17 protein-coding genes and 1 pseudogene are annotated in these 12,896 nt (G+C 62.3%); 6 read left to right on the top strand and 12 right to left on the bottom strand.

The window, feature by feature from the left end; all coding sequences use genetic code 11:
- Window positions 1–5 precede the first annotated feature (5 nt).
- The 3 genes from Q1W70_RS08465 (at window position 6) to Q1W70_RS08455 (ending at window position 2,228) form a co-directional block, all read left to right on the top strand.
- Window positions 6–965 carry an amino acid ABC transporter permease gene (locus tag Q1W70_RS08465; RefSeq protein ID WP_166592164.1) on the top strand — a complete coding sequence of 320 codons (960 nt, stop codon included), beginning with the start codon at window positions 6–8 and terminating at the stop codon, window positions 963–965.
- Window positions 958–1,692 carry an amino acid ABC transporter ATP-binding protein gene (locus Q1W70_RS08460; RefSeq protein WP_095167305.1) on the top strand — a complete coding sequence of 245 codons (735 nt, stop codon included), beginning with the start codon at window positions 958–960 and terminating at the stop codon, window positions 1,690–1,692. The genes Q1W70_RS08465 and Q1W70_RS08460 overlap by 8 nt, the downstream gene beginning before the upstream one ends.
- 65 nt (window positions 1,693–1,757) lie before the next feature.
- Window positions 1,758–2,228, top strand: coding sequence for an HIT family protein (locus Q1W70_RS08455; RefSeq protein WP_166592165.1), 471 nt, complete (start codon window positions 1,758–1,760; stop codon window positions 2,226–2,228).
- A 37-nt stretch (window positions 2,229–2,265) separates the two neighbouring features.
- Here the strand turns inward: Q1W70_RS08455 and Q1W70_RS27265 are convergent, their stop codons facing one another.
- The 11 genes and pseudogenes from Q1W70_RS27265 to ubiE all read right to left on the bottom strand — a co-directional run bounded on the left by Q1W70_RS27265 (window position 2,266) and on the right by ubiE (window position 10,299).
- Window positions 2,266–2,979 carry a methyl-accepting chemotaxis protein gene (locus Q1W70_RS27265; protein ID WP_371917580.1) on the bottom strand — a complete coding sequence of 238 codons (714 nt, stop codon included), beginning with the start codon at window positions 2,977–2,979 and terminating at the stop codon, window positions 2,266–2,268.
- 141 nt (window positions 2,980–3,120) lie between these two features.
- Window positions 3,121–4,065: pseudogene (locus tag Q1W70_RS27260) on the bottom strand (methyl-accepting chemotaxis protein); the annotation flags it as partial.
- 202 nt (window positions 4,066–4,267) lie between these two features.
- Window positions 4,268–4,975 (bottom strand): 16S rRNA (uracil(1498)-N(3))-methyltransferase, encoded by a 708-nt coding sequence (locus Q1W70_RS08445; RefSeq protein WP_166592167.1) that lies wholly within the window; start codon window positions 4,973–4,975, stop codon window positions 4,268–4,270.
- The gene (gene tatC, locus Q1W70_RS08440; protein ID WP_095167298.1) at window positions 4,972–5,766 is read right to left on the bottom strand and encodes a twin-arginine translocase subunit TatC; all 795 of its coding nucleotides are present in this window, start codon (window positions 5,764–5,766) and stop codon (window positions 4,972–4,974) included. The genes Q1W70_RS08445 and tatC overlap by 4 nt, the downstream gene beginning before the upstream one ends.
- Window positions 5,763–6,182 carry a Sec-independent protein translocase protein TatB gene (gene tatB / locus Q1W70_RS08435; protein ID WP_166592168.1) on the bottom strand — a complete coding sequence of 140 codons (420 nt, stop codon included), beginning with the start codon at window positions 6,180–6,182 and terminating at the stop codon, window positions 5,763–5,765. Before tatB ends, tatC begins: the two co-directional genes overlap by 4 nt.
- Window positions 6,183–6,192: 10 nt before the next feature.
- Window positions 6,193–6,471, bottom strand: coding sequence for a twin-arginine translocase TatA/TatE family subunit (locus Q1W70_RS08430; RefSeq protein WP_166592169.1), 279 nt, complete (start codon window positions 6,469–6,471; stop codon window positions 6,193–6,195).
- A 25-nt stretch (window positions 6,472–6,496) separates the two neighbouring features.
- On the bottom strand, window positions 6,497–6,829 hold the full coding sequence (locus Q1W70_RS08425; RefSeq protein ID WP_166592170.1) for a phosphoribosyl-ATP diphosphatase: 333 nt from the start codon (window positions 6,827–6,829) through the stop codon (window positions 6,497–6,499).
- Window positions 6,822–7,223 (bottom strand): phosphoribosyl-AMP cyclohydrolase, encoded by a 402-nt coding sequence (gene hisI / locus Q1W70_RS08420; protein WP_166592171.1) that lies wholly within the window; start codon window positions 7,221–7,223, stop codon window positions 6,822–6,824. The genes Q1W70_RS08425 and hisI overlap by 8 nt, the downstream gene beginning before the upstream one ends.
- 81 nt (window positions 7,224–7,304) lie before the next feature.
- Entirely contained in the window at window positions 7,305–8,909 is a 1,605-nt protein-coding gene (gene ubiB / locus Q1W70_RS08415; RefSeq protein WP_166592172.1) for a ubiquinone biosynthesis regulatory protein kinase UbiB, read from the bottom strand.
- The gene (locus tag Q1W70_RS08410) at window positions 8,906–9,529 is read right to left on the bottom strand and encodes a ubiquinone biosynthesis accessory factor UbiJ (protein WP_166592173.1); all 624 of its coding nucleotides are present in this window, start codon (window positions 9,527–9,529) and stop codon (window positions 8,906–8,908) included. The genes ubiB and Q1W70_RS08410 overlap by 4 nt, the downstream gene beginning before the upstream one ends.
- Window positions 9,529–10,299, bottom strand: coding sequence for a bifunctional demethylmenaquinone methyltransferase/2-methoxy-6-polyprenyl-1,4-benzoquinol methylase UbiE (ubiE, locus tag Q1W70_RS08405; RefSeq protein WP_166592174.1), 771 nt, complete (start codon window positions 10,297–10,299; stop codon window positions 9,529–9,531). Before ubiE ends, Q1W70_RS08410 begins: the two co-directional genes overlap by 1 nt.
- 155 nt (window positions 10,300–10,454) lie before the next feature.
- On the opposite strand from ubiE, the gene Q1W70_RS08400 reads away from it, so the two are divergent.
- The 3 genes from Q1W70_RS08400 to Q1W70_RS08390 all read left to right on the top strand — a co-directional run bounded on the left by Q1W70_RS08400 (window position 10,455) and on the right by Q1W70_RS08390 (window position 12,167).
- A complete protein-coding gene (locus Q1W70_RS08400; protein ID WP_095167283.1) occupies window positions 10,455–10,730 on the top strand; it encodes a polyhydroxyalkanoic acid system family protein in 276 nt (91 codons plus the stop codon).
- Between the two features lie 152 nt (window positions 10,731–10,882).
- On the top strand, window positions 10,883–11,305 hold the full coding sequence (locus Q1W70_RS08395; protein WP_166592175.1) for a phasin family protein: 423 nt from the start codon (window positions 10,883–10,885) through the stop codon (window positions 11,303–11,305).
- Between the two features lie 10 nt (window positions 11,306–11,315).
- Entirely contained in the window at window positions 11,316–12,167 is an 852-nt protein-coding gene (locus Q1W70_RS08390; protein WP_166592176.1) for a phasin family protein, read from the top strand.
- Between the two features lie 75 nt (window positions 12,168–12,242).
- On the opposite strand, the gene Q1W70_RS08385 is transcribed toward Q1W70_RS08390, so the two are convergent.
- Window positions 12,243–12,863 carry a TetR/AcrR family transcriptional regulator gene (locus tag Q1W70_RS08385; RefSeq protein ID WP_166592177.1) on the bottom strand — a complete coding sequence of 207 codons (621 nt, stop codon included), beginning with the start codon at window positions 12,861–12,863 and terminating at the stop codon, window positions 12,243–12,245.
- Window positions 12,864–12,896: the final 33 nt, after the last annotated feature.

The raw sequence follows: 12,896 nt of genomic DNA, 5'->3' as shown, positions 1-12,896 counted from the left end.
GTGCAATGAAACATAAAAAAGCCCAATGGCCCTGGCACGTCCTGACCGTGCTGGTGCTGGTCGGCATGGCCGGCGCGTTGTACTACGCCACCTCGCTGATGTCCTACGAATGGCGCTGGAACCGCGTACCGCAGTACTTCGCCTACCAGGCCGAAGACGCCCAGCGCGCCGCTGATCTCTCCACCGTCAGCGAACTGGTGCGCCAGGGCGACAAGGCTAAAGTGACCCTGCGCAACGACGCCGGCACCGAGCAAGTGCTGACGGTCGACGACAACAGCCTGCAAGTGGCCCGTGGCGACGAAGTGGCCGAAGGCGATGTGGTTGGTGTCACCCGGCATTGGGCCGCAGGACCGCTGTTGTGGGGCCTGTGGACAACCTTGTGGCTGTCGCTGGTCTCGGGTGTGCTCGGGCTGTTGATCGGCCTGGCAACCGGCCTGTGCCGGCTGTCGAACAACCCGACCCTGCGCGACCTGTCGATCGTCTACATCGAGCTGGTGCGCGGAACGCCGCTGCTGGTGCAGATCTTCATTTTCTACTTCTTCATCGGCACGGTCCTGAACCTCTCTCGCGAGTTCGCCGGGATCGCCGCGCTGTCGCTGTTCACCGGCGCCTACGTGGCCGAAATCATTCGTTCCGGGGTGCAGTCGATTGCCCGTGGGCAAAACGAAGCCGCGCGCTCCCTGGGTCTGAATGCCAGCCAGTCGATGCGCCATGTGGTCCTGCCGCAAGCCTTCAAACGTGTGCTGCCGCCATTGGCCGGGCAGTTCATCAGCCTGGTCAAGGACACCTCGCTGGTGTCGGTCATCGCCATCACCGAGCTGCTCAAGAGTGGCCGTGAAGTCATCACCACCTCGTTCTCGCCGTTCGAAATCCTGTTCTGCGTGGCCGGGCTGTACCTGTTGATCAACCTGCCGCTGTCGAAAATGGCCAGCCGGCTTGAGCGGAGGCTCGCGCAAAGTGATTGAAGTCCGCGATCTGATAAAAGTCTTCGACACCCGTGGCCAGGTGGTGCGCGCGGTGGACAACGTCACCACCCAGGTGGCCAAGGGCGAGGTGCTGGTGGTCATCGGCCCGTCTGGCTCCGGCAAGTCGACCTTCCTGCGCTGCCTCAACGGCCTGGAAGAGTTCGATTCCGGCTCGGTGAGCATCGACGGCCTGCAGCTGGCCGATCCGAAAACCGACGTGAATGCCTACCGGCGTGAAGTCGGCATGGTGTTCCAGCACTTCAACCTGTTCCCGCACATGACCGTGCTGGAGAACCTGTGCCTGGCGCAGAAGGTGGTGCGCAAGCGTGCCAAGAAGGAGCGCGAGGCCAAGGCCATGGCGCTGCTGGAGAAGGTCGGTATTGCCCAGAAGGCCCACGAGTTCCCGTCGCGCCTGTCTGGCGGTCAGCAACAACGGGTGGCGATTGCCCGGGCGCTGGCGATGGAGCCCAAGGTCATGCTGTTCGATGAACCGACCTCGGCCCTGGACCCGGAAATGGTCGGCGAAGTGCTGGACGTGATGAAGACCCTGGCGGTGGAAGGTATGACCATGGTCTGCGTCACCCACGAAATGGGCTTTGCCCGGGAAGTGGCGGACCGGGTGCTGTTCTTCGATCACGGCAAGCTGCTGGAAGATGCCTCGCCAGCCGAGTTCTTCGATGCACCGAAGGATCCACGGGCCCAGGCATTTTTGCGCCAGGTACTTTAAGGGCGGTACTAAATCACTGGCCGGTCGAAACGTTTATCAAGGATTCCACGGAAGGGGTCTACAACATGGACTGTATCTTTTGCAAAATGCTCGCCGGCCAGGCGCCCATGCACCTGATCTGGGAGGACGATGCCCACGTGGCCTTCCTCTCCAGTCGTCCCAATACCCCGGGTTTTTCGGTGGTTGTACCCAGGCAGCACGTTGGCAGCTATGCGTTCGCACAGCCTGACGAAGTGTTGTCGGGGTTGATGATCGCCGCGAAAAAAGTCGCGCTGCTGATCGACCGGGCGCTGCCGGATGTGGGGCGCACGGGCCTGATGCTCGAAGGCTATGGCATCGACCACTTGCACGCCAAGCTGTTCCCCATGCATGGCACAGGCGATTCCAGCGCCTTCAAACCCATCAGCTCCAACGTCGACACATTCTTCGAGCGTTACGAAGGCTATATCTCGTCCCATGACTTCAAGGGCGAGGTCAACCATGACCTCGCGGCCCTGGCGCAGCACATCCGTCAGACAGGCGCATGCGACGCCTGAATCGGGAGGCTGTTGCCAGCCTCGCGTGTGCCACCGATCAGACCCTGAATTTACCCACCAGCATCTGCAGGTGAGTCCCCAACCGCGCCAGCTCAACGCTGGAGGCGGCGGTCTCCTCGCTGGCGGCAGAGGTCTGCTCGGACACATCACGCACATTGAGCACGCTGCGGTTGATCTCTTCGGCCACCGCGCTCTGCTGTTCGGCGGCCGCGGCGATCTGCTGGTTCATGGCCTGAATCGCTGAAACGGTGCGGGTGATGTTGTCCAGCGAGCCACCTGCACGGCGGGTGAGTTCGACGCTGCTGTCGGTCAGGCTGCGGCTGTTGTCCAGGATGGTGGCGACCTGTTGGGTGCCGCTCTGCAGGCCAACGATCAGCTCTTCGATCTCCTCGGTGGACTTCTGCGTGCGTTGCGCCAGGCTGCGCACTTCATCGGCGACCACGGCAAAACCCCGGCCGGCTTCACCGGCCCGCGCGGCCTCGATGGCGGCGTTGAGGGCCAGCAGGTTGGTTTGCTGGGCCACGGACTTGATCACGTCCAGGACGCTGCCGATCTTGTCGCTCTCGCGCTTCAAATGACCCATGGCTTCGGTGGAGTGGCCGACCTCGGTGGCCAGGCGCTCGATCTGGGCGATGGCTTCGCCGACCACCTTGTCGCCTTCGCGGGCCTGCTGGTCGGCGGCGACGGCGGCTTCGGAGGCCTCTTCGGCGTTGCGCGCGACTTCCTGCACGGTGGCGGCCATTTCGTTCATGGCGGTGGCGACCTGGTCGGTCTCGACCTTCTGGCTGTTGACCCCCGCGCTGGTCTGCTCGGTCACCGCCGACAGCTCTTCGGCGGCGCTGGCGATTTGCGTGACGCCATCGCTGATCCCGCCGATCAGCTCGCGCAGGCTGACGATCATGCTCTGGATCGCGCGCTGCAGTTGGCCCAGTTCGTCGCGGCGCTGGGAGATCAGGTTGTGGGTCAGGTCGCCGACGGCCACCCGCTCGGCGGCCTTGAGGGCCTGGTTCAGCGGGATGATGATCTGCCGGGTGATGGCCCAGGCAGCGAGCAGGCCGAACACCAGGGCCAGCAGCGTGGTCAGCAACAGGGTGTTCTTGGCGTGGGCGGCGTCGGTATCACGGACGACTGTCTGCGACAGCGTGAGTTTTTTGCTCAGTTCCAGCAGGACGTCGCCTTGGTGGGCCATGTCCTTGAGTGCGTTGGCGCTGGCCACCTGGGAGTCGCGATACTGGCTGACGGCCGCGCGGTAGCCGATCAGCGAGTCGCTGGCTTGTTGCAGGTTGCCGACGTGCTGCTCGGGCAGTTGCGCGGGCAGGGCCTTGAGGTAGTTGAGGGCGGCGTCGATGGCGGCCAGGGCGGGTTGCTCGGCCTCGGCCTTGCCGCTGTAGGTGTAGCCGCGGACCTGGAAGCGCGCCTGCTGGAGCAGTTTGCTGAGGTCGATGACGCTGTTGAACTGCGCCACGTTATCGCCTTGCAGCAGGGCTTTTTCCACGTCGTTGACGCGGGCCACGGCAGCGTCGGCAGTCGCCCCGAGCTTGGCCCTGGCGGCCTCACGATTGGCGCTGGCCTGGGTCATGTCGGCAAAGGCGTGCCGGTACTCGCTGACGGCTTCCAGTTGCTCATTGAGTATGGCGGTGTCGGCGGGCTGCTCGATCATCGTCAGGGCGCTCTTGAGGCCCTGGTCGAGGTTGTTCAACACCTCGTTCACGGCCGCCGGCCCTTGCTCGCCGTGGTGCATTTCATAGTCCAGGCGGGCAATGCGCAGGTCTTTGGTCAGTGCGTTGAGGCTGGAGATGAAGCCGAGCTTGTCGCCCCGGCTGATGATGCTGCTCATGCCCGACCAGCCGTTGACGGTGATCAGCAGGGTCATGAGCAAGACCAGGCCGAAGCCGATGCCCAGCTTGCGATTGACGCTCACATTGCCAAGGTTCTCGGCTAACCATCGGTACATGCTGCAGACTCCCCATTGATTCGAGTTATGGAGAGTCTATCGGCCGACTAAAGAGAATCTGTAGGTGCGCCTACGATCCTGGGGATCAGAATAGGCGCGCGAGCAGTGCGGTGACCGCGGTTTCTACCCGCAGGATACGCTCGCCGAGCTGTACCGGTTGCAGCCCGGCCTTGCCCAGCAGGTCGATTTCGTAGGGGATCCAGCCACCTTCCGGACCGATGGCCAGGGTTACCGGCTCGGCCAGCCCACGGGGGCAGGGCGGGTGGTTGCCGGGGTGGCCGACCAGCCCGAGGGTGCCCTCGACGATGGCCGGCAGGCGGTCCTCGACGAAGGGCTTGAAGCGTTTTTCGATGACGATTTCCGGCAGCACGCTGTCGCGGGCCTGCTCCAGGCCGAGGATCAGTTGTTCGCGAATCGCCTCGGGTTCAAGGAAGGGGGTCTGCCAGAAGCTCTTCTCGACCCGGTAGCTGTTGACCAGGATCACCTTGGGCACGCCCATGGTGGCCACGGTCTGGAACACCCGGCGCAGCATCTTCGGTCGGGGGAGCGCGAGGATCAGGGTCAGGGGCAGCTTGGCCGGCGGTGGCTGGTCGAGGCTGACCCGCAGCTCGGCTTCGCCGGGCTCCAGGCGCAGCACGTGGGCCGCGCCCATCAGCCCGCCGATGCGTCCGACCCGCAGGCTGTCGCCGACCGCGACCCGATGCACTTCCTGCATGTGGGTCAGGCGTCGATCGCGCAGCACGACCCGGTCGGGCGCAATGAAATCGGCCTCTTCGAGGAGCAGCAGGTTCACGGTTGGGTCGCTGGCGGCTGGTCGTTGTGATCGTCCGCCGGCTGGTCGTCCGGGTGTTCGCCACGTTTGCTGATCAGGCTGCCGAACAGGATGCCGATCTCGAACAGCATCCACATCGGCACGGCCAGCAGGGTCTGGGAGAAGATGTCGGGCGGGGTGAGGATCATGCCCACCACGAAGCAGCCGATGATCACGTACGGGCGGATCTTGCGCAGGTACTTGACGTCGACCACGCCGATCCACACCAACAGGACCACGGCCACCGGGATCTCGAACGCCACGCCAAAGGCGAAGAACAGCGTCATGACGAAATCCAGGTAACTGGTGATGTCGGTCATCATTTCAACGCCGGCCGGGGTGGCGGCGGCGAAGAACTTGAAGATCAGCGGGAACACCAGGAAGTAGGCGAACGCCATGCCGGCGTAGAACAGCACGATGCTCGACACCAGCAACGGCACGGCGATGCGCTTCTCATGCTTGTACAGGCCCGGCGCGATGAAGCCCCAGATCTGGTGCAGGATCACCGGGATCGCCAGGAACAGCGAGACCATCATGGTCAGCTTCAACGGCGTCAGGAAGGGCGACGAAACGTCGGTGGCGATCATCGTCGCACCGGCCGGCAGGTAGGCCCGCAGCGGTGTCGAGACGAAGGTGTAGATCTGCTGGGTGAAGGCAAACAGCCCGGCGAAGATCAGGAAGATCGCCGCGACACAGCGCAGCAGGCGGGTGCGCAACTCAGTGAGGTGCGAGACCAGCGGCATGTGTTGGTCGTTCTCTGGAATATCGCTCATGGGGCTCGCGGCGCCGGTGTTGGGTCGTGGGGAGCAGGCGCAGCGGTGGCCGCCGGCTCGGTGACAGGTGCGCTGACGGTCGCAGGCGTTGGCTCGACTGTCGCGGTGCTCACCGCAGGGGCAGGCGTGGCCGGTGTGATCGGCGTTTCAGCTGGCGTCGGCTGCTGCTGGAGCGGATTGAGGATTTTGCGCGCCTCTTGCTCCAGCGACAGAATGTGCTCGTTGTGCAGTTGCCGACGGATTTCGTCGGCACCGATTTCACGCTCAACTTCCTGTTTGATCGCGTTGAAGCTGCGCTTCAGGCGCCCGACCCACAGGCCGGCGGTGCGCGCAGCGCCCGGCAGACGCTCGGGGCCCAGCACCAGCAGGGCAACGAGGCCGACAAGCAGCAGTTCAGAGAAGCTGATACCAAACATTAGTCTGTGCTCACGAGTCTTTGCGGGTCGGCTCTTCGACTTTCTGGGCCTGCACGTCAATGGTGTGCGGCTGGTTCAGGGTCGAAGCCTGTGGCTGCACGGGGGACGCTGGCTGTGCGGTCGGTGGCACTACCGGCTCGGCCGGCTTTTCGTCGTCGTTCATGGCCTTGCGAAAGCCCTTGATCGATTCGCCGACGTCGGTGCCGAGGTTTTTCAGTTTTTTGGTGCCGAACACCAGCACTACCACCACCAGAATGACGACCCAGTGTTTCCAGTCAAAAATGCCCATCTTGCTGCTCCTCTCTAATCGTTATTCAGTTGGATGGACGCGAGGCTTTCTCGTCGTGCCCGGACAGGCCGAAGCGGCGGTCCAGTTCGTCGAGTACCGCCTGCGGATGCTGCCCTAACTGGGCCAGCATGACCATGCTATGGAACCACAGGTCGGCGGTTTCGTAGATGACATCGCTGCAATCTCCGCTGACGGCGGCGTCTTTGGCGGCAATGATGGTCTCGACCGACTCTTCGCCGACTTTCTCCAGAATCTTGTTCAGGCCCTTGTGGTAAAGGCTGGCGACATAGGAGCTGTCGGCGGCGGCGCCTTTACGCTCTTCCAGCACCTGGGCCAGGCGGGTCAGGGTGTCACTCATGGCTGTGTCCTGCTGAGTAAATGGCGTGCGGGTCCTTGAGTACCGGGTCGACGATTTTCCAGTCACCGTTCTCATAGACGCGGTAGAAGCAGCTCTGGCGCCCGGTATGACAGGCGATGTCGCCGATCTGCTCGACCATCAGGATGATCACGTCGGCGTCGCAGTCCAGGCGCAGCTCATGCAGGGTCTGCACGTGGCCGGACTCTTCGCCCTTGCGCCATAGCTTGCCACGCGAGCGTGACCAGTAGATGGCGCGGTTCTCGGCAGCGCTCAGCTCCAGGGCTTCGCGGTTCATCCAGGCCATCATCAGCACGCGCCCGGTCTTGTGGTCCTGGGCGATCGCCGGCACCAGGCCGTCACTGTCCCATTTGATCTCGTCCAGCCAGTTTTTCATCTTCGACTCCGACAGCCGGGCCCAACATCTTCGCTGGGCCTGGGCGATTTGAAACAGTGTGCCAGCCGACAACCCGGCTGGCTATCGGCGAACGACCAGATACAAACCCACCGCGAGCATAATTGCACCCGGCCAGTGACCCAGTTCGTTCAGTGGACCACCGGCCAGCAGGATCGCACCGCCGGCCAGGTGCGCGGCGCCGAGCAGGCGCAGGAACCAGTCGTCCGAACGCCGGTGCCAGGCCACGGGTGGGTTGGCGGCGTGGGGCTGGGTCATGCGTTCGAGCAGGTCGCGGGTCATGTTGGCCAGGTGCGGCAGTTGCTCGACCTGGTTGTGCAGGTTGCCCAGCAGGGTTTTCGGGCTGACGCGCTCACGCATCCAGCGTTCGAGGAACGGCTGGGCGGTGTTCCACAGGTCCAGGTCGGGGTACAGCTGGCGGCCCAGGCCTTCGATGTTGAGCAGGGTCTTTTGCAGCAGGACCAACTGCGGCTGGACTTCCATATTGAAGCGCCGGGCAGTCTGGAACAGGCGCATCAGCACCTGGCCGAAGGAAATATCTTTTAACGGTTTTTCAAAGATCGGTTCGCATACCGTGCGGATTGCCGCTTCGAATTCGTTGAGCTTGGTTTCCGCCGGCACCCAGCCCGAATCGATGTGCAATTGGGCGACACGCCGGTAATCGCGCTTGAAGAAGGCAAACAGGTTGCGCGCCAGGTAGTCCTGGTCTTCGGGCGTCAGGCTGCCGACGATGCCGCAGTCGATGGCAATGTACTGCGGGCTCCACGGGTTGACCGTGCTGACGAAGATGTTGCCCGGGTGCATGTCGGCATGGAAGAAACTGTCACGGAACACCTGGGTGAAGAAGATCTCCACGCCGCGCTCGGCGAGCATTTTCATGTCGGTGCGCTGGTCGGCCAGGGTCGCCAGGTCGGTGACCTGGATCCCGTAGATACGCTCCATTACCAGCACTTTTGGCCGGCACCAGTCCCAGTAGACCTGGGGCACGTACAGCAGGGGCGAACCGTCGAAATTACGCTTGAGCTGGCTGGCATTAGCCGCTTCACGCAGCAGGTCGAGCTCGTCGTAGATAGTTTTCTCGTAGTCCTGGACCACGTCCACCGGGTGCAGCAGGCGCGCATCGGCGGAGAGTTTTTCCGCCGTTCGGGCGAGGATGAACAGCCAGGCCAGGTCCTGCGCGATGATCGGCTTGAGGCCTGGGCGAATGACCTTGACCACCACCTCTTCGCCGCTTTTCAGTTGTGCGGCGTGCACCTGGGCCACCGACGCCGAGGCCAGCGGCTCGATGTCGAAGCGGCTGAACACCTCGCTGATCTTTTTCCCCAGTTGCTCTTCGATCAGTTTGACGGCCAGTTGCGAGTCGAAGGGCGGTACCCGGTCCTGCAGCAGCATCAGCTCATCGGCGATGTCTTCGGGCAGCAGGTCGCGCCGGGTGGACAGGATCTGCCCGAACTTGATGAAGATCGGCCCCAGGTCCTGCAAGGCCAGGCGCAGGCGCGCACCCCGGCTCAGTTCCAGGGTCTTGCGCGGGAACCAGCGCCACGGCAGGGCATAACGCAGGGCCAGGAGGAACCAGGGCAATGGCAGGGCGAACAGCAGGTCATCGAGGCGGTAGCGGATCACGACGCGCTGGATGCGCAACAGACGGCGGACGGCGAGCAGCTTCATGCGTTATCGCTTGAGTCGAGGGATCGGGAAAGACGCTCCAAGCGCGCCTCAAGACGTTCCAGATCGAGTTTGATCTGGTCCAGCTCACTGAACCGCGCTTCGGCTTCGCGTTGCCCGACCAGGGTGCGCGACTCTTCGGCGAGGTACTCGGCCAGGTTCTGGTTCAGGCTGGTGAAACCTTGTTGATACCAGCGTGCGCGGCTGCGCAGATGGCCGCCGAGCAGTTGCGTGGCCACCGGGCCCAGCCAGCGTGAGAGTTCGTACTCCCAGTCCAGTTCCAGGTCCTGCAGCACGCCAGCCAGCTCCAGCAGCACGCCGCTGTCGCCGTCCAGTTCGACTTGCGGGCTGTGCAACACCGCGGTCTTGTCCTTGCTGATGGCCAGCTTGAGCAGGCTGGCCGCCGGTGCGCGCAAGGTGCAGTCGGCTTCGCTTGCCCAATGGGACGCCAGCATCAGGCCCTCATCGCTGGGCAGGATGAACAGCTGCAACGCCGGGCTGCGGCACTCGACGGCAATGACCTTGCCGTTCAAATGGCCCAGGCGCGGCAGCGCCGTGCTGTCGAGCCGCAGGACCCGGTTCAGACCGAGTTCGACGCTGGCGAGCAGGCCGGCGAGCAACATCAGGGCTTGATGCCGCGGTGCAGGGCGACGATGCCTGAGGTCATGTTGTGGTAGGTCACGCGGTCGAAACCGGCCTCGACCATCATCGACTTCAGGGTTTCCTGGTTCGGGTGCATGCGGATCGACTCGGCCAGGTAGCGATAGCTTTCCGGGTCATTGAGGATCAGTTTTCCGACCATCGGCATGAAGGCGAACGAGTAGGCGTCGTAGACCTTGGACATCAGGGCGTTGGTCGGTTTGGAGAACTCCAGCACCAACAGGCGGCCGCCAGGCTTGAGCACACGCAGCATCGAGCGCAGGGCGTCTTCCTTGTGGGTGACGTTGCGCAGGCCGAAGGCGATGGTCACGCAATCGAAATGGTTGTCCGGGAATGGCAGCTTTTCCGCGTCGGCCTGGACGAACTCGATGTTGCCGGCCACACCTTTGTCCAGCAGGCGGTCACGACCGACCTTGAGCATGGATTCGTTGATGTCGGCCAGCACGACCTGGCCGGTCGGGCCGACCAGATGGGAGAACTTGGCCGCCAGGTCACCGGTACCGCCGGCGATATCCAGGACCCGATTGCCAACGCGTACACCCGACAGTTCGATGGTGAAACGCTTCCACAGGCGGTGCATGCCGCCGGACAGCACGTCGTTCATCAAGTCGTACTTGGCCGCTACCGAGTGGAACACCTCAGCGACTTTTTCCGCTTTCTGGCTTTCCGGAACGTTTTTGAAGCCGAAGTGTGTGGTGGGTTCGGCATCGCTGCCTTTGCGCTGATCAGTCATATCGCCGTCACCAAAAGAGAATGCGCGACATTCTAATCCCCAGGGCCTGCTTTGTCTTGGCAAGGCTGAATGTAAGATAGGCAACCGCCGGGACCTTTTGACGCAGTCGGGGTCAAGATGTCTTGAGCAAGTCCCGATCAATCAGGAGTCAATCAATGGCCCGTATTAGTGTTGAACGTGCCCATGGCCTGGGCAAGGAAGCGGCGCGCGAGAAAGCCGACAAACTGGCCGAGAAGCTGGCGGCACAATATGGCCTGGAGCCCAAGTGGGCGGGCGACACCCTCAATCTCAAGCGCTCGGGGGTCAAGGGCGCAGTGCATGTGGGCGAGGATTCGATCCGGGTCGATGTCGAGCTCGGTCTGCTGATGTCAGCGATGAGCGGGACCATCAAGGCGGAAATCGAAAAAGCCTTGGATAAAGCTCTGGTCTGATTGTGAAGTATCCAGCATCGATGCGGCCTGACACGCCGCCATCGGTTTGTGTCGGTTCTTAGGGTGCCGTTTCTAATTATTCTCCCTACCTTGTGCCTGAGCCCGACACTTTTGCGGGCAGTTCCTCAAACCTTCTGCGCGTGAGGTGCACCATGGCCAAAGTTACTTTGAAGAAAAAAACTGACGTTCAACCGACTCCGGTGAATGAAGTGAAATCTTATGCCCGCAAGATCTGGCTGGCAGGCCTGGGGGCCTACGCCAAGGTCGGTCAGGAAGGCAGCGAATACGTTCAAGAGTTGATCAAGGCTGGTCAATCTGTTGAAAAGAAAGGCAAAAAAGTTGTGACGGAACAACTTGAAGCCGCTAACACTCAGATTGATAACGTCAAAGGCGATGTAGTCAGTCTCAAGGACCGTGTTGAAGTGCAGCTTGATAAAGTCGAGAAGGCTTTTGATACGCGTGTCGCCAGTGCCTTGAATCGTGTCGGCATTGCGTCTAAACATGACGTTGAGACACTCTCTGCTAAGCTCGATGAGCTAACGGCATTGCTCGAACGTGTCGCGCGTAAACATTAAGGAGAACGGGATGGCTGGTAAAAAGAATACTGAAAAAGAAGGCAGCTCGTGGATTGGGAAGGTCGAAGACTACTCCCGCAAAATCTGGCTTGCTGGTTTAGGCGTGTACTCGAAGATCGACACTGACGGTAGCAAACTCTTCGATGCACTGGTCAAGGATGGCGAGAAAGCCGAGAAGCTCACCAAGAGCGCTGTCGGTAAAAAAGTCGACGCCGCCAAGGACACCGCTTCTTCGGCCAAGTCGCGCATCAGTGGGGTCAAGGATCGCGCGCTGGGCAAATGGGACGAACTGGAAGGTGCTTTCGACAAGCGCTTGAACAGTGCAATTTCCCGTCTCGGTGTGCCGAGCCGCAACGAAGTCAAAGCCCTGCACAGCAAGGTCGATACCCTGACCAAGCAAATCGAAAAACTCACCGGCGCCAAGGTTGCCCCTGTAGCGGCCAAAACCGCCGCAGCCAAACCGGCAGCCGCCAAGCCTGCTGCCAAGCCACTGGCCAAGGCTGCAGCTAAACCTGCTGCCAAGCCAGCCGCCAAGCCTGCTGCCAAAACCGCAGCCGCCAAGCCAGCCGCAGCCAAGCCCGCGGCCAAACCGGTTGCCGCCAAAGCCGCAGCCAAGCCCGCCGCCAAACCTGCGGCAAAAACTGCAGCAGCGAAACCTGCCGCCAAGCCCGCCGCCGCGAAAAAGCCGGTAGCCAAGAAGCCAGCAGCCCCCAAAGCTGCCGCGCCGAAAGCACCAGCGGCCGCTGCCAAGCCAGCCACTCCGGCTGCTGCGGTCAGCCCGGCGAACTCCGCCGCCGCGCCAGCACCTGCTGCTACCCCGACTGCCACGCCAGCACCTTCGGCGCCAACCAGTCAGTCCTGATCTTCCCGGGACAATCAAAAACGCCCGGCCTGCGAAGGTCGGGCGTTTTTGTTTGCGCACATCGCCAGTCAACCCTTACGCCTGGCCTTCGAGGTATTGCAGCGCCAGGCGTTCGGTGGCGAGTTTGGCCGGTGGCATCAGGTGAGGGGCGACCAGCATCATGATCTGGTAGACCACCACGCGCACTTCGCCCTCGCGGTCGAGAATCCGCTGGTAGTCCAGGGAGAACAGCAGGGTCATGGTGATCTGTTCGACCAGTTGCCCCAGGGCCTGGGTGTCGCTGACCAGTTGGCCTTCGGCCTTGAGCCGGGCCAACAGCGAGGCCAGGGTGCGCTTGAGGGCGTTGAGCAGGTTGCGGATGCCCTTGGCCAGTTTCGGCAGGCGTCCGGCCAGGTTCGACAAGTCCTGGAACAGGAAGCGGTAGTGCGCCAGGCGCTCGATGATCAGGTGCAGGAACAGCCAGTAGTCTTCCGGTGCCAGCCGGGCGTCCGACGGCGGGTCGAGCAACGGGGTCAGTTCACACTGGAAGCGTTCGAACAATCCCAGGATCAACGGCTCCTTGCCGTGGAAGTGGTAGTAGAGGTTGCCGGGGCTGATCCCCATTTCGTTGGCAACTTCCATGGTCGAGACATTGGGTTCGCCCTTCTGGTTGAACAACAACAGGGCACATTCGAGAATCCGGTCGCGGGTTTTCATCCAGTCTTCTTAGTTGTCGAGCCTTGAGTGCCA

This window comes from Pseudomonas kielensis (assembly GCF_030505375.1).
In the GTDB taxonomy this organism is placed as follows: domain Bacteria; phylum Pseudomonadota; class Gammaproteobacteria; order Pseudomonadales; family Pseudomonadaceae; genus Aquipseudomonas; species Aquipseudomonas kielensis.
Note: the sequence above shows the minus strand (reverse complement) of the source record. Positions and strands in the feature narration are given on the sequence as shown.